Consider the following 20,580-nt stretch of genomic DNA (forward strand, 5'->3'; position numbering starts at 1 on the left):
GGGGTCCTGGCTGTCAATACCCTCGGGCCCGCCCAACCCTGGCTCTGAGTGGATCTACGCGGTCGCCGCCTTCAACGGCTTCCTCGGTTCGTTCAGCGCCGTCGTTGCCAGGCCGCTGCCCCCGGATTCGTCCCACGTGACAGACTGCCCGCGGCCGGTGCCCTGCCCGCCCTCAACGGCGAACTCGGCTCGGTCCTGGCACCCGCGCTCGGTGGGGTGATCATCGCGACGCTGGGGATGGGCAGGAACTACGTCGTCACCGCGCTGCTCTCGTTCTTCACTCGCGGTAGCCGCCCCGGGCTACGCACCGCCCGGGTCCTCGCGGAACCCAAACCCGAGAACCTTCCGGAGATGCGGCCACGAACTCCACGTTCATCGCTTTCTCACAGGTACAGGAAGAAGACCCCCTGGAATATCTCGTCTCTACCCGCTTCCAGGGGGCGTCCTTAACGGCGTTACTGCCAGAGGTGCGAGGCCGAGGGGGCAGGCGTAGTCCCCCTCCGCCCGGGACATTCGTCCGGGGCGCATCCGTGAGTGACTCGCGCCGTGTCGTCGTCCATCCGGAACAGCACCACGAGTTCGCACCCGTCGATGACATCGAGCGCGAGCGTGTGTAGCCGAAGACTGGAGAGTTGGGAATTGCTGGTGCCATACAGCACGGTCAATGGTGGTTGCCCGTCGGGCATTGAGAACGTGCGAGTCGTGGGAGCGTGGCGTAACCCGAGCCTCCAGGTCAACCAGGGGTGCACGGTGACACCACTGCCACGGACGATGTCCCGAGTGACCGGAATACGCGCACCGAGGACCTGACCTTTGGAGGCGATGGTCTCGGGTTTGAGGGGTTCCTCCCTCTCGATGGGACGGGCGCCGCGGGAGGCGAGGTCGATGTGACCTGACGGGGTCTCCCCCAACTGGTCACTCAGTAGGCACTGCTTCAAGCGCCATGGAGTGACGGGGTACAGTTCCGTGACTCGAGCGAAGAGCTGTGTTCGTGTGAGAGGACCGGTCTCGGCGACGACCGAGACCATCGCCTCCAGCGCGGTCGTGTAAGGAGAAGAGCGTAGGTGGGTCCACTCAGCCAGGGCCCAAGTTCCCTCAGGGCGGATCTGCCGGAAGCGCTCGTCCCGGCGTAGCGCTTCCCGAGCCGCGGCCATGTTGACCGCGTCCATAGACGCCAGCATCTCTTCCAACCGACAGGGACGTCCTACCTCCAATAGCCACAGATACGCGGCATCACGCCCCCGGGCCCTGCGGCGAACCCAGTGCCTATCGACACTCAGGGCCAGGCGCGAGTCAGGGTGGGTCAGTAATGCGGTGAGCGGCAGATCTCTGGGTAGGCCCGCCCGATCAGCCTCGAGGTCGAGTTCGTCACCGCGGAACGGAGCGGAAGTTGTGAGGCGGCGCAAACCAACCCCCAGTGCTTCGGGGGTGACACTCCACCAGCCGCCAAGGGGTCCCGCCCACGTGCGTGGGCGGCTCAACCCTGCGGCGACGAGAAGCTCGTCCAGAGCGGCATGATCGGCCAGCCCTAGCGCGGCGGCGAAGACTCTTCGCGGAGTGGCCAGGCCCGAGCCCACTTCGTGGAGCGTCCTCTTCCAGCCCTCACGGGCGATGTCCGCCCTCTCCGCGAGGAGTCCACGCGATCGTCGTTGCAGCTGGCGTACGCGCTCACGGCTCAAGCCCAGGTTCGATCCGACCTCATCCAGGGTTCGTCCTTCGGCGCGGGCGGTGACGATATCCCGTTCGCGCTGGTCGAGGAGTTCTCCCACCCACTCTTCGATATCATTCTCGCTCTTTCCCATCGCGCGTCCCTACATCTCGGTGAAGTAGACGATCTGGACACCGAGGAAATCGGCCAGGCGTCGGTGGGAGTCCTTCTGCTCGGGAGTCACCGGCGCGCGAAACGGATCGACGATGCAGATGGTCCACGGCCAAGACGGCCCAGAGGAACGGTCGATGATCGCGGGCCAGAGGAGATGCTTGAGGTTTCCAGGGGTCAACTGACCGACGACGAAGTGCCGTTCCTCGTCCTCCGATCCAACCTCTCGGATCCTCGCGCGCATGGGCTTCTGCCGAGAGGTGCCCGGGACGACCTGCCATTCGGCACCGACGACCGTCTTGACCATCTCCTCGAGGGTCGCCGCTGGACGTGAGACATACTTGGCATACTTCCCCTCACCACGCCGGGCCCTCTCGTACTCCTTCATGGGGCAGTCCTTCAACCACGGGCGGATGTTCGACCGTTGTCCGACGAAGCCGAGGAGCCGACCACCGATCTCCGAATCCTCCGTCCACTCTCGGTAAAGGCGAGTACGGTCCGCGTCCTGGAGGTGCTGCCATCGCGCCTCGTCGGCCTGGGCGTAGATCCGAGTGACCACGTCCTCCTCGACAGCGGCCGGGATCTTGTAATCGGTCATAGGATTCCTTTCGGTAGGGGGAACTGGAGGCGGACCTCGTCCGCCCTGGTCTCGAGGTCGGCGGCGTCCCGAATCCACATGTCCATCAGGGAACCGATCGTCTCGTCTTGGAACTCGATCCTTGAGACGTGTGGGAGTTCGAGGTGTTCTGTCTCTTGGGCTTCCAGGGTTCGGCGCAAGTCCAGCACCGCCGCGGCACGCCGGATGTCCGTCACGAAATCTAGAACCTTCAAGGCTTTCTTGCCAGAGCTCAGTCGTAGGCCTCTGCCGAGCTGCTGTACGAAAATCCTACGACTGTGGGTTACACGCAAGAAGGCGATCAGATTGACGTCGGGTACATCGACTCCCTCGTTGAAGACGTCCACGCAGGTAATCATCGGCACACGGCCGAGGCGAAACTCATTGAGGAGGATCTCTCGGTGACGCTTGGGAAGACCGCTGTGTAGGTGGGATGCCTTGCTCCAGGTTGGGTCGGAGACTGAGAGAAGTTCGGCCATGTGCTCCGCGTGCTCGATGGTTTGGCAGAACACGATAGCGCGTGGACCGATGGTCTCTCGCCAAGCCGACCGTAGATGTTCGACGATCTCCTGGTCTCTCTGCGGCAAGAAGAGTCGCCGGTTGAGATCCTTGATGGAGTAGTCATTATGGCTGATGTCTCGGACCGTCTCCCAGTCAACACCGTCCGCGTACAATTTGTAATCGACAGATGACAGAAATCCCGCGGCCATTCCCTCGGCGATACCCATCTTGAAGCTGGGGTAACCGAATCTTGCGGTGATGTCGAATTTGTCGCCGCGCCAAGGTGTCGCGGTGACACCGAACCGTCCCGCAGTCCCACACAGATCCAGAAGTTCCGCAAACCTGCCGGTCTCGGCCACGTGATGGGTCTCGTCGATCATGATCAGGTCGGGTTCGTAACCGGCTCGTACTGCGGAGAGGGCCGATTCGACGGTCGCGACGACGACACCGTCGAGGGTGCGCGGGCTGTTCTCACCGGTGAGAAGCCGAGTGGGCACGTTCTTCGGGAGGTGCTTCCACAGTGCCTTCTCTAGTTGGCTGACCAAGTCGCGCATGTGTGCGACGACCAGGACACGAGCGCCCGGACGCGCGCGGAGAAGGTTCCCGATGACCTCTCCACCGACGACCGTCTTGCCCAAACCCGTGGCCAGTACTAGTAGAGCCGTACCCTCGGTGGCTAGATCACGCTCGACCGCGCTCACTGCCTGTTCCTGATACGGGCGCAGAGTGAGGGGCGAGGGCACACGATCCGGCATCCTTCGACCGATAGCGTCCAAGGTGGCCCCATGCCAGAGGGCGATGTCGAGCCCGATCCCCGACAACGCTCGTAGACGCCCATGGGCGGCCGAAGTGATGTCAGTGTTAGTCGCCAAGACGGCCTTGTCAGCACGGTAGTGGATCCGAGCGCGTTCGAGATCGTCGACGCCCGCATGGCTAGCCGCCCCGTGAGACTTCCATTTGCTCTGGAACACCCACTGCTCGCGATCGCGCACCGCGAGCAGGTCAGCGCCGTGATCATGGGCTCCGTCGATGACGCGGACATCCTGAAACCCCAGGTGCCACAAGGTGCGTTCGAGCGCCTTCGTCATCCCCTCGGGGCCACCGTCCCGGAGTTCGGACGCTGTCAGAAACGCGGCCCTCACCTCTCACTCGCCAGTTCGTCGCGAAGGAGTGTGATACTCAATCGCGCACGTCGTAGCTGGCGAGCGTTGGCCTCGCCCGCGAAGGCGTCGTGTGTCGCGACATCAGCCAGACATCCCGTGACCCGAGCCAGACTCAGAGCCTTCCCGGAGGACGAGGAGACCCCAGCGTAGGGGCCACGGAAGACCGCGTCGTCCAAGAATGTCGCCGGCATCGCCTCGACGAGTCGGACCAGAGCCAGCGAGGGAACGTGGTAGACGAACCCGGAATTCAGTCCCAGACGGATCACTTCCCCGACGCGTCCTGCGGCGATGACGGTCTCCTCTGTCGTGACTTTCTGCTCATCGGTGAGGTGAGCGAAGGCGGTGGCGTGGTCGCCCGTCTGATCGAGGGCCTCGGCCATGCGCTCCCGGATCTCGGTGAGTAGTTCGCGAGCCTCCGCTCCGACTGTGGTGGAGTCGAGCGCGCTGTCCTGCAAGGTCGTGGCGCGGATAGCCGTGACGAGTTGAGATGGGCTCCAATCGGATCGGGCTCGAACCTTGAGGAGGGCGGCCAGCTCGACCAGCAGTAGGTCGGAGAAGTCGGTGCCGAACCTCTGAAACGCCGCGTGTTCGGTGTCAATGAGGGCTGTCACCTCATTGCCGGACCGCTGATCCAGGAATACCGGGACATGTGTACCGCCGTCATCGAGGAGCCGCTCGCCCGGCTTCAGTAGAAGGGTTCGCACGTTCATGAAACCGAGCTCTGGATGACCGAACGGACGACTCAGATAGGTGTGCGATGACGCGGCGCTCTCGTACCGAGCCAGGCGTTCGTCACGGGTCTCCAGCTTCTCCGTCACGGCCTTGAGTGACTCGATGGGAACGGTCACGGAATCTGGCCCGGATTGTGTGGCCTTGGAGGTGACGTCGTCAGTGGGAAGACCAAGGGCGTCTAGAACGGCCTGTTCGTCGGCCTCATGGGGGACGCTCGCCGCTGTCTTGGTCTCCTTGCCCTTCGTTTTTATCTCCTCGTGCCTGAGGACCGCCTGCCACCAGTGCTCGTCTGACTGGTACTCAGGGTCGCCCGCCTGGAACTTCCGAGCCCAATCACGAGTGGCCGCATGGACAGGCTTGTGTCCGTCGCCAGGAACGAGGCATCTCAATCCCGCGTCGTTGCGACGGAACCCCTTGAACAACTGAGCGAGGGGGCTCTCGTTCTCCGGATACCCCAGAAGGTTCGCGCGCTTGGGCTGGAGAGGACCCACGCCCCGAAGTAGTTCCACAGCGGTGAGCCAGCTGCGGTCCCCATACTCGAAGGCGTCCTTCTGGTAGGTGACCGGGACATGATCGAGGTGTATCTCACCGATGAGGCGTCCACCTTGGTGCGCGAGCTCGACCGGATACTCGGGTTCCTCGTTCCCGACGCGTCCGTCGGGGTTGTTCCAGGTGAAGAGTTGCTTGTCCCAACGCAGGATCTTCCGGCCATTGCGGAGGAAATCGATCCCGTACTCGGACTTGTCCAAGTGACGTTGAACGCCGAGCCAACCGTGGATACGGCGCTCGCGCACGGCCAGATTCGTACTTTGGCAGACCGAACAGACGTCACTCGAGCTGATCTGCCAATCCCCGCAGTCTCGGCAGGCGATACCATCCTGAAGCTTCTCATTGATCGGCATGTAGGCCGGGACGCGTTCCTTGCCCTTGAAGAGCACGTAACGGTCATCCCCCCAACGGCAGTGGCGGACAGGCTTGACCCTGGTGCCGCCGACATAGAGCTCGAAGGGGTGCTCCGAGAGGATCCACGAGTACACCGAGCCCAGGGTGTTGCGTAGTGAGGCGCCGTTGCGACGCAACCACTCGGCACGAGTTCGGTGTAGGCGATCGATGGCGATCCTCGTGCCGTGAAGGGAGACGTCCTCCTTCGGCTCGGTGATGTCCTTCGCCTCGAAGTCATCCGTGATCTGGTCAAGATCGATCTCGACACCTATCCACTCGGTGTCGCCCGCTCGGGTGGTCAGTACGCGGGTTCGCCGACCGAGACGGGCGGTGGAGATGTTGAAGCCCATGCCGAACAGACCGAGCTTGTCGTGCATGTCGTTGCCAGACCAACCCGCCCGCACGGCGCGAGCCAAGCGGTCGTGGGACATGCCCCGTCCAGTGTCTCGTACCTCGAGGACACCTTTTGGAGAGGACGGCAGGGTCACGCTGACCGTGTACCCGCCCGGCCAGTCGTCCTCGGAGCGCAAGATGTCGAGGAAGTCATCGAAGGGGTTGTCGACGAGCTCGGCGACGCATTGCCACTCGTCGAAATCGATCTCACCCAGCATGCTCAGCACGCGGGCGGAAGGGGTGATCTTCACTCTGGTGGAACCCTCCTGGGAGGTCGGAACCTCGGGCGTTGTGGCCGCGGCGCGCTTGAACCGGCCGAACTCTCTGGCGCGCTCGCCGTATGCGTTGGGTCGAGGATAGGGGGAGCCGACGTCATTTCGGAACGGGTTTGCGCTCCTCCGTCAATCATGTGGGTCAAATGGTGCAAAGGTGCGGATAGTTCGCGAAAAGACACAAATGGGTCAAGAGTGGGTGGGTGAGTCACGATGACGCGCGTCCTCAGTCTTCTCACGAACCAGGTCGACGACGCGGTCCGCCGCCGTGTCGGGGGCCTCGTGCTCCCAAAACCTCAGGACGTCCCATCCCTCCTCAGAGAGGATCCGGTTGGTCTCAGCGTCCCGGGCGCGGTTGGTGGCGATCTTGTCGCGCCAAAAGGCGCCGTTGGCCCTTGCGGGACGCAGGTGCTCGGGGCAGCCGTGCCAGTAGCAGCCGTCCACGAAGACGGCTACACGGGCTCTCACGAAGACGAGGTCGGCTGTCCGCCTGAGGCCCGGGACAGGGCGGGCCGAGACGCGGTAGCGCATACCGCGGCGATGGAGGGCGCTACGCAGGAGGAGCTCGGGCTTGGTGTCCCTGCCGCGATTACCGCGCATCGAAGAGCGCGCGTTGAGTGAGGACGCGGTCGACCCGGGAGGTAGGACCCTCTCTGACACGAGCCCCTGGAGGCGTGCTTGCCGCCACGCTGCGGACAAGTTCTTCCCGCGCGTGTCGTGCTCGACCTCGCAGACGTACTTCTCCCTGGTCCTCCCGCCCTGCGACCAGCGCAGATAAGCACGAATCCTTCTGGTGCGTCGGTATAGGCGGAGGGTGATCGAAGCTCGCGCGAAGCCCCCGTCGTCCAATGACACCTCACGGCGATCACGACCTCCGGCCGCTCGGTCTTGTTCGACTGTCGGAGTGGATGCTCTGGCTCGTCGTTTGTACGCGCGCTCCGGTGGCATCCTCTCCTTCCAGTGACTTCCAGCCTTCGACTGTGCCATGCCTTAGTGCCCCGCGGCTGCCAAGGCGTCGGCGACCGCCTCAGCGAAGAACTCGCCCATCACTACCGGGACAGCGTTGCCCAATTGCCGCATCTGTTCACCGCGCGGACCCGCACCGCGCCACTCATCAGGGAAAGTCATCACCCGGGCAGTCTCTCGAACGGTCATATAACGGTGAGCGTAGGACCACCCGTCGGGCGCTGAGGGATCACGATATCGCTCGTCCAATAGCATCACGGACTCGCCACCTGGCACGCCATGCACGCCAGCCTTGACCGTCTTCGCGGGTCGGTCTAGTTCGTTCGGGGTATGCCCCTTATAGATACGGGCTCCAGGCCAGCCGATGTGGCCGGTGATGCCCATATCTCGGCCGAAGTCGTATTTATCAGTGAGGCGATTCAGGTCCACGCTTGGAAGCTCGGGTATCCGTACATCAGTTCCGTACCCACGAATGGCGTCGCGCAGAGTGCGCCATGGCTGACAGTCGTCTTCCTTGATGACCTTCGGAAGGCGAGACCGGACCCGATCGCGAACGTGGCCAGGTACGTCGCTATGTCGCTGCCAGTAAGATCCGCTGTCATCGAGCATGGAACGATGGAGGGCTGCCTCGGAGAACCTCATTGTTCGGACGTCTTTCTCGAAGGCCTCGACATCCACCCCGAGATCGGATCGAAAGGCCACGAGCATGACGCGATTACGCACCTGTGGGACGCCGTAGTTCGCGGCATTGACTTCCACTTGGACGACTTTGTAGTGCTCCGAATCGCCATCATCGTCCGTTAGGCGGTCGATGATTCGTTTCAGGTGCGCGTTGTGTTCCTGCCAGGGAACCTCATCCACGCGCTTTTCAAAGGGAAGGCGCAACTCATTTTTAATGTACCCGAAGTATTCGGAGAAAGAGGTTCGAAGGAGGCCTCGAACATTTTCACAAATGACCGCCTTCGGGCGCATCTCTCGAACAGCTTTGAACATAGCGGGGAACATGTTGCGCTTGTCCTCGTCGCCCTTGGCGACTCCCCCGGCGCTGAACGGCTGGCACGGGGGGCCCCCGGCGAGCACGTCGACCTCGCCTTGAAGGGCACCGAAATCCAAGTCGCGCACATCCCCGGCGTACAGGGGTGCGGGCCGCCCTGGCCGAGGCGGCCTCGGGCTCCGATCGGTGACACGTTCCAAGCCATCGACCCCAAGGGTCTTGGTGGCGCTCATGATGAGGGTCTCGCAGGCCCGCTCGTTGAACTCATTGAACAGGAGGGGGCGAAACCCGGCCCGGTGGACCGCCATGGCGAGGCCGCCACCACCCGCGAACAGTTCGACGCTGGTCCGGGGCTTCTTCGCTTCTTCAGGCAGGTCAACCATGAGAAAACCATACCGCGGAATGGTGCAGAGGCGGCTGTCTGTCGAACAAATGTCCTACGAGTGAAGAGGATCATGCGGGACGGCCATCCGCCTTGTGCGAGGCCCTTGGGGTCAGGCTCGCCACCGCTCGGTCGACCGTCCTCCCCTGGTGAGCGAGTGGCCTCGAGCCACTCGCCTCACGATGTGTCCCCCACATCGGATCGATGCTGGTCAGGGAGCTCTTCATGGTATGGGGGATCCGAAACCGACCCGCCCCGGTGCGGATTCCCCGAAATCCGCGCCGGGGTTTCTTCACGCTCGGGAAACGACGTCTTGATCCGCGTGAAATCGGGGTCCTGTCGTGTGTTCTCCCGAAGGGCCCACCACGGCACGAACGAACCCCCGGCGGCTCCGGAGCGGCCGGTTCCAACCACGGCGTGACTCAGCGGCTCGAGGCGGCGTCATGACACGCGGGGCGCCACCGCCGACGACGGAGTCGGCGGAGGGGACGCCGAACGACCCCGTCGGCGCCTCCGAGAAGAAGTCTCCTCGAAGGCTGCGCGAACACTCCGTCAGAGCGGGGCGGAGGGGGTGACTCACCAAAAAATGTACCAGCGTTTGTCGCACATGGTGCGGGGGGTGTTTCCCCTTGTCCGACAGTGCTTCCGGGGCCGGAGTGAGGGCCCGCGAAAGCCTCCCCGGCGCTCGTGGGGACTTGCCACACGGCTCTCACGTGCTAAAACCTAGATGGGTTGGTGTTGCTACCAAACCCATAACGAATCGTTGAGAGGTGGTTCATGCATCTACTTCCCTCCGATACCGAGAAGCTTCTCCTGGCCGTCGCGGGCATGATCGCCCGGGACCGGCGGTCCAGGGGCGTCAAGCTCAACCAACCGGAATCGGTAGCGCTGCTGTCCTGCTGGGTGATCGAGCGGGCTCGTGAAGGAGCCAGAGTGGCCGAGCTCATGCAGGAGGGGCGCACCGTGCTCTCCCGTGAGGAGGTCATGGACGGGGTTCCCGAGATGATCCCGAACCTCCAGGTCGAGGCCACGTTCCCTGACGGACGCAAGCTGGTCACCATCACGGAGCCGATCCAGGCGCGTCCCCATCTCGTCGCCGGTGGCGTCCCGTCTCCGGAGCCGACCCGTCCCGCCCCCGGAGCGACCCCATGATCCCCGGTGAGATTCGTACCCGCTCCGTGCCCCTGGACCTGAACGCCGACCGCGAACGGTTGTCCCTCGTCGTCGTCAACGCCGGTGACCGAGCCATCCAGATCGGCTCCCACCTGCACTTCCCGGACGCCAACCCCGCGCTGCGCTTCGACCGCGAGGCGTGCCAGGGGTTCCGGCTGGACGTTCCCGCGGGCACCTCGGTCCGCCTGGAACCCGGTGTGAGCCGCACCGTCGAACTGGTCGCCCTCGGCGGCCGACGGTACGTTCCGGGCCTCCAGATCGAGGACCTGAGCAAGGAGCCCAGGACCGGCGAACGCGTGCCGCGGACGGTGGTCCCGTTCGGCACCCCCGGCGTCGAGGTCCCCGAACCGGAGCGCGCCTCCGGTACGACGATGCGCGTCGGCGAGGTCGACGCGCACGACGGCGACCCGGCCGAGGTGGTACCCACCGAGGTCCTGCCGGGGGACCAGGACGCGACAGAGGACACTGAGGAGCAGCAACCGTGAGCCGCATCGACCACCGTGAGTACGCGCAGCTGTACGGACCCACGGTCGGGGACCAGATCCGCCTGGGCGACACCGACCTGTGGATCGAGGTCGAGGAGGACCGCACTGTCGGCGGTGACGAGGTCGTCTTCGGCGGCGGCAAGAGCATCCGCGAGTCGATGGGCCAGGGCATGACCCTGCGCTCCGAGGGCGCCCTCGACCTGGTGATCACCAACGTGGTCGTCATGGACCACTGGGGGATCGTCCGGGGCGACGTCGGCATCCGCGACGGCGACATCGTGGCCATCGGCAAGGCCGGCAACCCGGACGTCATGGACGGCGTGCACCCCGACCTGCTGATCGGTCCCGGCACCGACGTCATCGCCGGTGAGGGCAAGATCCTCACCGCCGGCGCGATCGACACCCACGTGCACTTCCTCAGCGAGATCGAGATACGCGAGGCGTTGACCACCGGCACGACCACGGTGATCGGCGGCGGCACCGGCCCCACGGAGGGTTCCAAGGCCACGACGGTCACCCCGGGCGCGCACGCGCTGCGGATGATGCACCGCGCCCTGGACACGTTCCCGCTCAACGTCCTGCTGTTCAGCAAGGGCAGCACGGTGTCCATCGACGCGCTGCAAGAGGACGCCCTGGCCGGGGCGGGCGGCTACAAGGTCCACGAGGACTGGGGCGCGACCCCTGCGGCGATCGACGCGGCCCTGCGCGGCGCCGACGAGTTCGGTCTCCAGGTGGCGCTGCACGCGGACTCCCTCAACGAGACCGGCTACGTCCAGCACACGCTGGAGGCGATCGCCGGTCGCGGCATCCACGTGTTCCACTCCGAGGGCGCGGGCGGCGGCCACGCACCGGACATCATCATCACCGCCGGTGAGTCGAACGTCCTGCCCGCCTCCACCAACCCGACCCTGCCGTTCACGGTGAACACCGTGGCCGAGCACATGGACATGCTCATGGTGGTGCACCACCTGAACCCGCGTGTCCAGGAGGACCTGGCCTTCGCCGACTCGCGTATCCGCGCCACCACGATGGCGGCCGAGGACGTCCTGCTCGACATGGGCGCGATCGCGATCACCTCCACGGACGCGCAGGCGATGGGCCGCATCGGTGAGCTGATCTGCCGCACGTGGCAGGTGGCTCACGTGATGAAGAACAGGTACGGGCGGCTCTCCTCGGACCTGCCCGCCGACAACGCCCGTGCCCGCCGGTACGTCGCGAAGTACACCATCTGTCCCGCGGTGGCCCACGGCGTCGACCACGTGATCGGTTCCGTCGAGCCCGGGAAGATGGCCGACCTGGTGCTGTGGGACCCGGCGTTCTTCGGTATCCGGCCGTCGGCGGTGATCAAGTCGGGCGCGATCGTCGCGGCTCCGCTGGGCGACCCCAACGGAGCGGTCCCCCTGCCGCAGCCGGTGCTGCTGCGCCCGACCCTGGCCGCGCAGCCGACGTCGGCGGCGGACCTGGCGGTGAGCTTCGTGTCCCCGATGGCGATCGAGGACGGTCTGGCCGAGCGGCTGGGGCTCCAGCGCAGGCTGGTGGGCGTGCGCCCCACCCGGGACGTCACCAAGGCGGACATGCCGAACAACAACGCGCTGCCGAAGATCGACGTGGACCCGGAGACGTTCGCGATCAGCATCAACGGTGAGTTCGTGAAGCCCCAGCCGGTGGACGTGGTACCGCTCGCACAGCGGTACTCGATGTTCTAGGCCGCCGTGTGAGCACTGGACTGGGCACACTCCTGCTGGCCGACGCCCGGCTGCCGGTGGGCGGCCACACCTACTCGGCCGGGCTCGAACCCGCCCTGCTGGACGGCCTCCCGCCGCACCGCGTCCCCGAGTACATCGCGGCCCGCACACGCACGGTGGGCCTGGTGGAGGCGGCCGCCGCCGTCCTCGCCCACCGGGCGGTCGGGGGCGTCACCGCCTCGGCCGTGGACGGGACCGAGGGCGTCGGCGTGGACACCGGAGCCCTGGCCGACGCGCACGAGGCGCTGCTGGCCCGCTCACCGAGCGCGCCGCTCCGGGACATCTCGGGGCTGCTCGGCCGGGGGCTGGTCCGCCTCGCGGACCGCCTGTGGCCCGAGCACCCGGCGGTCAAGGCGCTGCGCACGCTGGGACGGGCCCCGCAACGGCCGATCGCGCTCGGAGCGGTGGCCGCCGTCATGGGCGCGGACGAGGCGGAGGTCGCCCGGGTGAGCCTGTACGACGACGCCCAGACGGTCGCCTCCGCCGCGCTCAAACTCGCACCCGTCGACCCGGTGGACGCGGCCGGTTGGGTGCTCGGAGCCGAGGGGGTGATCTCCGCGACCGTCGCGGAGGCGCTCGAGGTCCGGGGGACCGACGACCTCCCGGCCCGTACCGCACCCCAGATCGAGGGGTGGTCCCTCGAACACCAACTCAAGACCAGGAGGATCTTCGTTGCCTGAGCAGACCGAAGCCAACGCGGCCGCAGGTTCCACCACCGCCCCCCGTCGCGCGATGCGCCTGGGCGTGGCCGGACCGGTCGGAACCGGCAAGAGCACGCTGATCGCGACCCTGTGCCGTGAGCTCGCGGACGAGCTGAGCATGGCCGTCGTCACCAACGACATCTACACCGACGAGGACGCCCGCCTGCTGCGCGCCGCCGGGGTCCTGCCGGTCGAGCGCATCCACGCGGTGGAGACCGGTGCCTGCCCGCACACGGCCATCCGCGACGACGTCACCCCCAACCTGCTCGCCGTGGAGGACCTGGAGGCGGAGTTCGCGCCGCTGGACCTGGTCGTGGTGGAGAGCGGCGGCGACAACCTCACCGCCACGTTCAGTCCCGCGCTGGCCGACGCGCAGATCTTCTGCCTGGACGTGGCCGGCGGCGGCGACGTGGCCCGCAAGGGCGGGCCCGGCATCGAGCGCGCCGACCTGCTCGTGGTGAACAAGACCGACCTCGCCCCGCACGTGGGCGTGGACGCGGAGCAGATGGTGGCCGACGCCACCAGCTCCCGCGGCGGACTCCCGGTGCTGGCCCTGAGCCAGAGCGACGACGTCTCCATCAAGGCCCTCGCCGGGTGGGTGCAGCAGGTGCTGGCCGACTACCGCGCGGGCCACCACGTGCCGCGCGACCCGGGCCCGATGGCCCCGCACTCCCACGCCGACGGCACCACCCACACCCACGAGGGTGACGGGCACGGCCACGAGCACGGATGAGCGAGACCGTCGCGGCCCGCGTGACCGTCGAACGGGTCGGCGGGCGGGTGCGCCTGACCGACCTGGCGGGGGGAACGTACCTGCGGGCCCAGCCCTTGGGCGTCCGGGGCGACACCGCCCGGGTGGCCCTGCTGGGGACCTACGCGCTGCTGCTCGCCGGGGACGACCTGCGGATGGAGATCACCGTGGGCCCCGGCGTGTGGCTGGAGCTGGTGGAGCCGTCCGGGATGGTCGCCTACGACGCCCGGGGAGGCGCCGCGAGCTGGCGGGCCGACCTGAACGTGGCGGACGGCGCGCGCCTGGTGTGGCGCGGCGCGCCGTTCGTGGTGACCGCGGGCGCGGACATCACCCGGGAGACACGGGTGCGCCTGTCCGGCTCGGGCCGGGCACTGGTGCACGAGACCCTGGTCCTGGGGCGCAGCTACGAGTCGTCCGGGGGGCCGCTGCGTTCGGTCACCCGGGCCGACGTCGACGGTCGTCCGCTCCTGGTGGAGGACCTCGACCTGCGGGATCCGCTGCTGTCCGCGGCCCCCGGGGTCATGGGCGGCAACCGGGTGCAGAGCTCGACCTTCCTGCTCGGCGCCCGCCCGGAGCGGTCGGTGGGCGTGCGGGAGACCCTGTTGCACGGTCCCGGCGCCCTGGCCCGGGCGGTGGCGGAGCACGCCCACGAGGCGGACGCGCGGGTCGCTGACTCCTGGGAGCGGTGGCGGGCGGAGTTCGCCGATCCGGCTGGGTACGAGGGTGCGACGGAGGACGTCTTCGCCTGAGGCCGCACGGACCACGAGGTACCCGGATCACGCGGGGCCGGGGAGCGTCCCCCGGCCCTTCCCCCTGTCCGGTCGGGGGAGTGGTCTGACGGTGCGGTGCGGTGTCGGAGGTGTCGGCCAGCGGGTCTCTCGCCCGGTCGGCCGGGTTCTCCGCGACGGTCCGTGCCGAGCACCAGCTGGCCGCTCGGTCGCCCACGCAACCGGTCACTCCTGGCCAGGATCCGGTCGGCTGGTGAGGCGACCGGTCAGGGTCATCAGGAACGGCCCCGCCATGATCCCGCCCCAGTCGTTCTCGTCCGGCTTGAACAGGGACAGCAGGGCGACGTGCAGGGTCTGGTTCTCCGGTCGGGGCGGGACCCCGGGCCGGTGGCGGGCGGGCAACCGGATCTCCGGCCGTCCACCGGTCGGCCCGCGTCCCCGCCCCCTCCGCTCAGCCGGCCAGGTCCCCGAGGTCCACCACCTCGTCGGCCCACGCCCTCAACAGCGCGTGGTCGTGGCTGATCGCGAGGACGCCGACCCCCTCGGCGGCGAGCCCGGACAGCAGGTGCGCGACGGTCGCCGTGGAGGCGGCGTCGAGCATCGCGGCGGGCTCGTCGCAGACCAGGTAGGCGGGGGCGGCGGCCAGGGCCCGGGCCACGCAGGCCCGTTGCAGCTGCCCGGCCGAGACCTGGTCGGGGTACCGGTCGAGCAGGTCCGGGGTGAGCCCCACCCGGCGCGCCAGCTCGGCGGTCCGGTCGGCCGTCTCCGCCGCGCGTGAGCGGCCCCGCGCGGCGAACGGTTCCGCGATGATCCGCCGCAGCGGCATCCTCGGGTCCGTGGCGGCTCCGGGGGACTGGTGCAGCAGTCCGAGGCGGCCGTCCATCCGCCCCCGCCGGGTGGAGACGGGCAGGTCGTCGACGACCACGGTGCCCTCCTCCGGCGGGCGCAGACCCGTGAGGATCCGGGCCAGGGACGACTTGCCGCTGGCGGACGGACCCGTCAGCCCCAGCACGCGTCCGGGTGGGACGGTCAGGCTCACCCCCCGCAGGACCACCCGGTCCCCGTAACGGCAGGCGACGCGGTCAGCCACCAACGACATCGGTTGCTCCCGTCCGGTCGGTGAGGGAAGGGTCGGCGGGCGGGTCCGTCAGTTCCGGGGGCATCCCCGGCAGCGGGTGCAGCCCGTGCGCGGGCAGCGCCGCCATCAGCGCCCGGCTGTAGGGGTGCTCGGGTTCGGAGAGCACGCGTCGGGCGGGGCCACGTTCCACGATCCGCCCCGCGTACATCACCGCCATGTGGTCGGCCACCTCCGTCGTCTCCAGGGCCTGGAGGTCGTGGGTGATGACCAGGACCGCCGTTCCGGAGTCGGCCACGCGACGCAGCAGGCGCAGGACCTGGGCGGCGAGCTCCGGGTCCAGCCCGGCGGTGGGCTCGTCGGCCAGCAGCACCCGGGGCCGACCCGCGAGCGCGGCGGCCGTCACCGCCCGGACGGCCATGCCGCCGGAGAGCTCGTGGGGGAACAGTTCCGCCGCGTCGGCCTCCAGACCGACCCGTTCCAGGAGCTCGGGGACGGTCTCCTCGGTGCCCAGGGCGGAGACGACCTCGGCGATCTGCGGTCCCACCCGGCGCACCGGGGTGAAGGTCTCCGCCCCGGACTGCGCGGCCAGCCCGATCGTGCGCCCCCGGAGCGCGCGCCAGGCGCGCTCGTCGGCGCCCGACATCTCGCGGCCGTCCACCACCACGCTCCCGGAGGAGCGGGTCCCGGTGGGCGACAGCCCGCACAGGGCCGAGGCCAGCGTGGACTTCCCGGAACCGGACTCCCCGACCAGCGCGGTCAGTTCGCCCGCGCGCAGGTCGAGGTCGAGTTCCGTGGCGGCGTGCACCCAGCGGCCGTCGTCGGTGGGCAGCCGCAGGGTCAGGGACCGTACCCGGACCAGCGGCGGGACGGAGTCGGGTGACGTGTCGCCGTCCGGAGGGAGGGTGACCGGCAGCGGGTCCGGACCCCGGCCGCGCCGCCGTCCGGGACGGCCGCCGTCCAGCGCGCGGGTCAGCCCGGCCACCGAGAGCGTGGTGGCCACGAGCACCCCGGCCGGGGCGGCCAGAGTCCACCACGCCCCGGTGAAGACGTCGCCGCGCGCGACCTCCAGCAGGGTGCCCAGGCTGGCCTCGTCGGGGGACAGGCCCAGGCCCAGGAAACTGAGCGTGGACTCGTGCCAGACGGCGTGCGGGACCAGCATGACCAGACCCACCACCGCCTGGGGGAGCGCGGCGGGCAGCAGGTGCCGTCCCAGCACCTGCCCTCGGGAGGCCCCCCACAGGTAGGCGGCCTCGACGTACTCCGAGGAGCGCACCGACAGCATCTCGGCGCGCACCACACGGGCGATCTGCGGCCAGTGCGTGAGCGCGATCGACGCGATGATCGCGGGCAGCGACCCGGGGTAGAGGGCGACGATGACGACGCCGATCAGCAGGTGGGGCAGGGCGTTCACCCCGTCGGTGGTGCGCATGAGCAGCCGGTCCACCCGGCCGCCCGCGGTGGCGGCGAACGCGCCCACGGCCACGCCCAGCACCGTGGCCACCACGGCGCAGACCAGCGCCACCAGCAGGGACACCCGCAGTCCCTCGGCGGAGCGCACGAACAGGTCGTAGCCCGAGTGGTCGGTACCGAACCACTGGCCGGGGCCCGGAGGCAGCAGCGCCCGGGCGAAGTCTGCCGTCTGCGTCCCGGCCCACCAGGGGACCAGGACGGCGTAGGCGACCAGGGCGGCCAGGGTCGCGGCGGGCAGGATCCGGACGGCGCGGCGTCGGCGGGGCCGTGCGACCGCCGGGGACGGTACCGCGTCCGCGCTGGGCCCGGTCACGGCGTGGTGCGTGTCCCGTGTGTCTGGTGTGCCCAGTGCGGTCTGTGAGTCCAGAGGGTCCGACGAGGTCGGGGAGGTCGGGTCGGGTACGGGCTCAGACATCGGCGCTCACCCTCGGATCCAGGAACAGGTACGCGGAGTCGGCCAGCAGCGAGCCGAGCAGTACGACGGCGGTGGTGGCCAGCGTCAGGGCGGCCAGCAGGGGGAAGTCGAGCGACTGCGCCGAGGAGACCAGCGCGGCGGCGATGCCCGGCCAGGCGAAGATCTCCTCCACCAGCACCGCGCCCACGACCAGTTCGGGCAGCCGCGCCCCCACGATCGTGACGAGGGGGGCGAGCGAGACCGGCAGCACGTGACCGGTGACCACCCTGGCGGGGGAGACCCCGCGCGCCCGGGCGGCGCGGACCGGCTCGGACCCCCGGGCACGGGCCACGGCGGTGCGCACCGCCAGCAGCAGCCACGGGAGCTGGGTCAGGGCGAGGGTGCAGGCGGGCAGCACCAGGTGGGTCACCACACCGCCGAACGTGGGGGCCTCACCGGGGGCGGCGGCCCCCGCCACCGGGGCCCAGCGCAGGACCACCGCGAACACGGTGACCGAGCCCAGGGCGAGGACGAACGGGGGCACCGCCTGCACCAGCACGCCGACGCGCGTGATGACCCGGTCCGACCACGACCCGGGCCGGAGCCCGGCGACCGTGCCCCACACCAGGGCCGACAGTACGGCGACGGCCAGGGCGGTGCCGGAGAGCAGCAGGGTCCACGGGAGTCGTTCGGCGAACACCTCGGAGACCGGCATCGCGTACCCCCGGGACCAGCCCAGATCCCCTTGGAGCAGGTCGGAGACCCAGGACCACCAGGCCCGCCACCAGGGGACGTCGAACCCCAGAGCGGTGCCGAGGGACTCCCGCTGCTCGGCGGTGGTCCTCTGGTAGCCCGCCCCCAGGTAGGCGGCGAGCGGGTTGAAGGGGGAGCGCGCGGCCAGCAGGAACACCAGCGCGCTCAGTCCCACGAGCATCGGGAGGCCGATGGCGACGCGGCGCGCCACCAGTCCCGCCAGCTCGCGGCGGCGGTCCCGCCACCGGGTCCGGTGCGGCCGGACCCGGCGGACGGGGGAGGAACTCATCGACGCCACTCGGAGAGGTTCCACCACGGGCCCCAGGAGACCCCGTGGGCGTGGGGTTCGAGCACGAGCGGGCCGCGGTCCCAGTCGTCCTCGGCGGCGACGTAGGTGTGGTCGACGAACGCCATGAACACGTAGGTGGGGTTCTCGACGTAGGCCCGCTGGACCCGTTGGTAGGCCTCGACGCGCTCGTCGGGGTCCAGGGTGCGCCGGGCCTCCTCCAGGGCCTCGTCGACGCCCGGGACGGCGAAGTCGCCCGGGTTCTCGTAGGTGGGGGTGTCGGCCTCGCGGGTGTGCAGGGTGGCGTACACCTGGGTGTCCAGGTCGTAGGGCTTGTCGCCGCCGCCGAGCAGGATGCCCGCCTCGGTGGAGTTCTCACCCATCTCGTCCCAGGAGGCGCCCTGGATGTCGACCTCGATCCCCAGCGGCAGCATCTCGGCGGCGAAGGCCGTGGCGAGGTCGCGGCGCAGGTTGTCCGAGGCCAGGTAGTACAGGGTGAACTCGGCGCGGTCGCCGTCGCGGACGCGGACCCCGTCCGGGCCCTCCTCCCATCCGGCCTCGTCCAGGAGGTCGGCGGCTGCCTCGGGGTCGTACTCGAAGACGGCCTCAGGGTCGTGCGCCGCGCCGTAGACGTCGGGGACCGGGGTGTGGGCGGGACGGCCGTGACCGGCGAGCACGTTCTCCACGACGCCGTCGCGGTCCACGCCGAGGTTCATCGCGAGCCGGGCGTTCGGGTCGGCGGTGAAGGGGTGGTCCGAGGGGAGGGAGAGGCCGCGCCACTCGGCGGTGCGCACGGGCACGACCTCGGTGCCGTCGACGTCCGCGAAGGTCTGGGCGGTGACCGGGGGGAGTACCGTGCCGTCGATGTTGCCCGCCCGCATGCGCTGGGCACGGGTGTTGTCGTCAGGCACGGAGAGGATGACCAGCTCGGTGACCTCGGGCGCCGTGCCGTGGTACTCGGGGTTGGCCTCGAACACCGCCTGGTCGGCGCTGAGGTCGGCCAGCACGTAGGGGCCGGTCCCGACCGGCGCGCGGTTGCGCTCGGAGTCCGCGGCGGGGCCCGGGGTGATCTCCTCGGACGGGGTGATGCCGAGGGTGAGCCGCGCGGGCATCGCGTAGTAGGGGTAGTTCAGGGTGAAGCGCACGTGGTGGTCGTCGACGGCGGTGACCGACTCGATCATCGAGTACGAACCGGCGACCTCCGACGCGGTGTCGGGGTCGATCACGGCCGAGTAGGTGGCCACGACGTCCTCGGCGTCGAGGGGGGAGCCGTCGGAGAAGGTGACGTCGGTGCGCAGCTCCACGTCCCAGACGGTGTTGTCGTCGTTGGGCTCGGGAGCGGAGGCGGCGAGGGCGGGGACGAGTTCGGGGAGTGCGTCGTCGCCGGAGGACTCGGGGCGCAGGAGGCCCTCGAAGATCGGGGAGACACCGAGTTCGCCGTAGCCGTTCACGGGGTCGAACTCACCGACGGGCTGGGCGTCGGCGAGGACGATCCGGGTCGGCGTGCCCGTGGCGTCGGCCTCGGTGGGGCCGGTGCAGGCGGTCAGGAGGAGGGTCGGGGCGAGGGCGGTCGCGAGGAGGGCGCGTGACGGGACGGTTCCGTTCATGCAGTGCTTCCTTGTGGGAGTCGTGGTCTTTCGATGGCGAAAGGTTGACCATCTGATCAGATGATAAGGTATTGATCGTTCTCGTCGGCCACGTGTTCGACCAGGGCCGCCCCGCACCGGAGACGACGGTCACCCTTCGGGCCCGATCGGGGATAATGGACCCGATGACCTCCCACAGCGACGGGTTCCCCTCGGAGCCCAAGATCGACATCGGAGCCTGGGCGGACCGCTTCCGCCTGCTCGGAGACCCGACACGTCTGCGCCTGCTGGCCGCGATGCACCACGCGGGACCGGCGAAGGCCTCGGTCGGGGAGCTCGCCGCGATGGCCGGGATCACCGACGTCGCCGCCTCCCAGGCCCTGAGAACCCTGCGCCTCCAGGGCTGGGTCCAGGACGAGCGGGTCGGGCGCACGGTGCGCTACACACTCGTCGACACCACGGTGCACTCCCTGCTGCACCTGATGGGCGCCGAACACTGAGGGACGCCGAACACCGAGGGGACGCCGTCGGGGGGGGGGGGGGGGGGGCGCCCCCCCCCCCCCCCCCCCCCCCACACCCCCCCCCCCCCCCCCCCCGAGCGGCGGCTGGCGGCGGGTGATCTGGGAGTGCCCCCCCCCCCGGCGCGCGGG

Annotated in this window: 17 protein-coding genes and 1 pseudogene; 7 read left to right on the plus strand and 11 right to left on the minus strand. The window is 68.8% G+C overall.

The annotated features are described in order from the left end of the window. Nucleotides 1–455: 455 nt before the first annotated feature. The 6 genes from ACFW3L_RS02670 to ACFW3L_RS02695 all read right to left on the minus strand — a co-directional run bounded on the left by ACFW3L_RS02670 (nt 456) and on the right by ACFW3L_RS02695 (nt 8,781). The gene (locus ACFW3L_RS02670) at nt 456–1,802 is read right to left on the minus strand and encodes a sigma factor-like helix-turn-helix DNA-binding protein (RefSeq protein WP_378735577.1); all 1,347 of its coding nucleotides are present in this window, start codon (nt 1,800–1,802) and stop codon (nt 456–458) included. A 9-nt stretch (nt 1,803–1,811) separates the two neighbouring features. After that, nucleotides 1,812–2,417, minus strand: coding sequence for a hypothetical protein (locus ACFW3L_RS02675; protein ID WP_378735579.1), 606 nt, complete (start codon nt 2,415–2,417; stop codon nt 1,812–1,814). Next, entirely contained in the window at nt 2,414–4,024 is a 1,611-nt protein-coding gene (locus ACFW3L_RS02680) for a DEAD/DEAH box helicase family protein (RefSeq protein ID WP_378735581.1), read from the minus strand. The genes ACFW3L_RS02675 and ACFW3L_RS02680 overlap by 4 nt, the downstream gene beginning before the upstream one ends. Nucleotides 4,025–4,074: 50 nt before the next feature. Next, complete coding sequence (locus ACFW3L_RS02685) at nt 4,075–6,417, minus strand: ATP-binding protein (protein ID WP_378735583.1); 2,343 nt, start codon at nt 6,415–6,417, stop codon at nt 4,075–4,077. Nucleotides 6,418–6,627: 210 nt separating this feature from the next. Continuing rightward, entirely contained in the window at nt 6,628–7,425 is a 798-nt protein-coding gene (locus ACFW3L_RS02690; RefSeq protein WP_378735585.1) for a very short patch repair endonuclease, read from the minus strand. A 3-nt stretch (nt 7,426–7,428) separates the two neighbouring features. Further along, nucleotides 7,429–8,781, minus strand: coding sequence for a DNA cytosine methyltransferase (locus tag ACFW3L_RS02695; RefSeq protein ID WP_378735587.1), 1,353 nt, complete (start codon nt 8,779–8,781; stop codon nt 7,429–7,431). Nucleotides 8,782–9,557: 776 nt separating this feature from the next. Here ACFW3L_RS02695 and ACFW3L_RS02700 point away from each other — a divergent pair. The 6 genes and pseudogenes from ACFW3L_RS02700 to ACFW3L_RS02725 form a co-directional block, all read left to right on the plus strand. Then, nucleotides 9,558–9,854: pseudogene (locus ACFW3L_RS02700) on the plus strand (urease subunit gamma); the annotation flags it as partial. A 74-nt stretch (nt 9,855–9,928) separates the two neighbouring features. Beyond that, nucleotides 9,929–10,438, plus strand: a complete 510-nt coding sequence (ureB, locus tag ACFW3L_RS02705; protein WP_378735589.1) for an urease subunit beta — start codon at nt 9,929–9,931, stop codon at nt 10,436–10,438. Then, on the plus strand, nt 10,435–12,144 hold the full coding sequence (locus ACFW3L_RS02710; RefSeq protein ID WP_378735591.1) for an urease subunit alpha: 1,710 nt from the start codon (nt 10,435–10,437) through the stop codon (nt 12,142–12,144). The genes ureB and ACFW3L_RS02710 overlap by 4 nt, the downstream gene beginning before the upstream one ends. A gap of 8 nt (nt 12,145–12,152) precedes the next feature. Beyond that, complete coding sequence (locus ACFW3L_RS02715) at nt 12,153–12,863, plus strand: urease accessory protein UreF (protein ID WP_378735593.1); 711 nt, start codon at nt 12,153–12,155, stop codon at nt 12,861–12,863. Nucleotides 12,864–12,915: 52 nt separating this feature from the next. Then, nucleotides 12,916–13,617, plus strand: coding sequence for an urease accessory protein UreG (ureG, locus tag ACFW3L_RS02720; protein ID WP_378736176.1), 702 nt, complete (start codon nt 12,916–12,918; stop codon nt 13,615–13,617). Then, nucleotides 13,614–14,384, plus strand: coding sequence for an urease accessory protein UreD (locus ACFW3L_RS02725; protein WP_378735595.1), 771 nt, complete (start codon nt 13,614–13,616; stop codon nt 14,382–14,384). Before ureG ends, ACFW3L_RS02725 begins: the two co-directional genes overlap by 4 nt. Nucleotides 14,385–14,588: 204 nt before the next feature. On the opposite strand, the gene ACFW3L_RS02730 is transcribed toward ACFW3L_RS02725, so the two are convergent. From ACFW3L_RS02730 to ACFW3L_RS02750, 5 genes are read right to left on the minus strand one after another with little or no spacing between them, the layout of a single operon-like run. Then, nucleotides 14,589–14,765, minus strand: coding sequence for a hypothetical protein (locus ACFW3L_RS02730; protein ID WP_378735597.1), 177 nt, complete (start codon nt 14,763–14,765; stop codon nt 14,589–14,591). A 49-nt stretch (nt 14,766–14,814) separates the two neighbouring features. Next, nucleotides 14,815–15,462, minus strand: a complete 648-nt coding sequence (locus ACFW3L_RS02735; protein ID WP_378735599.1) for an ABC transporter ATP-binding protein — start codon at nt 15,460–15,462, stop codon at nt 14,815–14,817. Further along, nucleotides 15,446–17,326: a dipeptide/oligopeptide/nickel ABC transporter permease/ATP-binding protein gene (locus ACFW3L_RS02740; RefSeq protein ID WP_378735601.1), complete on the minus strand. Its 1,881-nt coding sequence runs from the start codon at nt 17,324–17,326 to the stop codon at nt 15,446–15,448. The genes ACFW3L_RS02735 and ACFW3L_RS02740 overlap by 17 nt, the downstream gene beginning before the upstream one ends. Next, nucleotides 17,319–18,347 carry an ABC transporter permease gene (locus ACFW3L_RS02745; RefSeq protein ID WP_378735603.1) on the minus strand — a complete coding sequence of 343 codons (1,029 nt, stop codon included), beginning with the start codon at nt 18,345–18,347 and terminating at the stop codon, nt 17,319–17,321. Before ACFW3L_RS02745 ends, ACFW3L_RS02740 begins: the two co-directional genes overlap by 8 nt. Next, nucleotides 18,344–19,951: an ABC transporter substrate-binding protein gene (locus ACFW3L_RS02750; RefSeq protein WP_378735605.1), complete on the minus strand. Its 1,608-nt coding sequence runs from the start codon at nt 19,949–19,951 to the stop codon at nt 18,344–18,346. Before ACFW3L_RS02750 ends, ACFW3L_RS02745 begins: the two co-directional genes overlap by 4 nt. A 164-nt stretch (nt 19,952–20,115) precedes the next feature. On the opposite strand from ACFW3L_RS02750, the gene ACFW3L_RS02755 reads away from it, so the two are divergent. After that, a complete protein-coding gene (locus tag ACFW3L_RS02755; RefSeq protein WP_378735607.1) occupies nt 20,116–20,430 on the plus strand; it encodes an ArsR/SmtB family transcription factor in 315 nt (104 codons plus the stop codon). The last annotated feature ends 150 nt before the right edge of the window (nt 20,431–20,580 follow it).

Origin of the sequence: Nocardiopsis sp. NPDC058789 (assembly GCF_042745575.1) — a bacterium.
In the GTDB taxonomy this organism is placed as follows: Bacteria; Actinomycetota; Actinomycetes; order Streptosporangiales; family Streptosporangiaceae; genus Nocardiopsis; species Nocardiopsis eucommiae.

Coding starts and splice junctions, on each gene's coding strand:
- ACFW3L_RS02680 (WP_378735581.1), bottom strand. CDS start 4,024: ATGACGAAGGCGCTCGAACGCACCTTGTGGCACCTGGGGTTTCAGGAT.
- ACFW3L_RS02740 (WP_378735601.1), bottom strand. CDS start 17,326: ATGTCTGAGCCCGTACCCGACCCGACCTCCCCGACCTCGTCGGACCCT.
- ureB (WP_378735589.1), top strand. CDS start 9,929: ATGATCCCCGGTGAGATTCGTACCCGCTCCGTGCCCCTGGACCTGAAC.
- ACFW3L_RS02670 (WP_378735577.1), bottom strand. CDS start 1,802: ATGGGAAAGAGCGAGAATGATATCGAAGAGTGGGTGGGAGAACTCCTC.
- ACFW3L_RS02675 (WP_378735579.1), bottom strand. CDS start 2,417: ATGACCGATTACAAGATCCCGGCCGCTGTCGAGGAGGACGTGGTCACT.
- ACFW3L_RS02735 (WP_378735599.1), bottom strand. CDS start 15,462: ATGTCGTTGGTGGCTGACCGCGTCGCCTGCCGTTACGGGGACCGGGTG.
- ACFW3L_RS02695 (WP_378735587.1), bottom strand. CDS start 8,781: ATGGTTGACCTGCCTGAAGAAGCGAAGAAGCCCCGGACCAGCGTCGAA.
- ureG (WP_378736176.1), top strand. CDS start 12,916: ATGCGCCTGGGCGTGGCCGGACCGGTCGGAACCGGCAAGAGCACGCTG.
- ACFW3L_RS02745 (WP_378735603.1), bottom strand. CDS start 18,347: ATGAGTTCCTCCCCCGTCCGCCGGGTCCGGCCGCACCGGACCCGGTGG.
- ACFW3L_RS02755 (WP_378735607.1), top strand. CDS start 20,116: ATGACCTCCCACAGCGACGGGTTCCCCTCGGAGCCCAAGATCGACATC.
- ACFW3L_RS02750 (WP_378735605.1), bottom strand. CDS start 19,951: ATGAACGGAACCGTCCCGTCACGCGCCCTCCTCGCGACCGCCCTCGCC.
- ACFW3L_RS02690 (WP_378735585.1), bottom strand. CDS start 7,425: ATGGCACAGTCGAAGGCTGGAAGTCACTGGAAGGAGAGGATGCCACCG.
- ACFW3L_RS02725 (WP_378735595.1), top strand. CDS start 13,614: ATGAGCGAGACCGTCGCGGCCCGCGTGACCGTCGAACGGGTCGGCGGG.